Source organism: Pontibacter diazotrophicus (assembly GCF_003367245.1).
Classification (GTDB): domain Bacteria; phylum Bacteroidota; class Bacteroidia; order Cytophagales; family Hymenobacteraceae; genus Pontibacter; species Pontibacter diazotrophicus.
The window spans coordinates 1-644 of sequence record NZ_QRGR01000085.1 but is presented as its reverse complement, the minus strand read 5'-3'; the positions used below and the strand labels follow the sequence as shown (position 1 = coordinate 644).

The 644-nt window shown below is 60.2% G+C and carries 1 protein-coding gene; it reads right to left on the bottom strand.

All coding sequences use genetic code 11. From position 1 onward, the window contains the following. Positions 1 to 644: vitamin K epoxide reductase family protein (locus DXT99_RS26775; RefSeq protein WP_147294331.1), on the bottom strand; the 644-nt coding region annotated here is incomplete at both ends.

Below are 644 nucleotides of genomic sequence, written 5' to 3'. Positions count from 1 at the left end.
TCCACCTCCAGCGGAATCATGGGTATCATGATGGCCGCAGCCAAAATGCAGAGGGTGCACCAGGCGCCCACTATGACAGGCTGGCTGATGACCAGGAAGATGTGCACCAGCCCCAGCGGGATAACCAGGATGCCGAACACGGCCACCATCCAGGGCATGGTGCGCCAGCGCGTGGGAGCACCCATCCAGCCCATCAGGAACTCGAAAGTATACGCGATGGCCCCAAGCCCCGCATCTGAAATGGGTAGCGAGTGCGACATGGCCGAGTTGAGCACCTGCTCGCTCTGCTGCCCGAAGAAAGGGTCCCAGGCAGAGTCGATGTAGCCCAGCTGGAAAGCAGTCAGGTAGCGCGACACGAGCCAGCCGATAAAGCCCAGCACCATCATGATCCAGCGCTGCGGCCAACTGGAGGGGTTATAGCTCCAGCCCGGAGGCGTATCCGGCCCCATCTTCATGTACATTATCATGTTGGGCATGCCCGGTATCAGGATGGTGAGCCCGATGATAAGTGCGCCCACCAGGGTGTCGTTGAGGTAAGCGACTGCCGTGGGAGACCAGAAAATGATGGGTGCCATGGTAAGCCAGATACCGACAAAGCAGCAGATCCACAGACTGACGGGACGGTTGGGGGTGAGGCCGCGCCA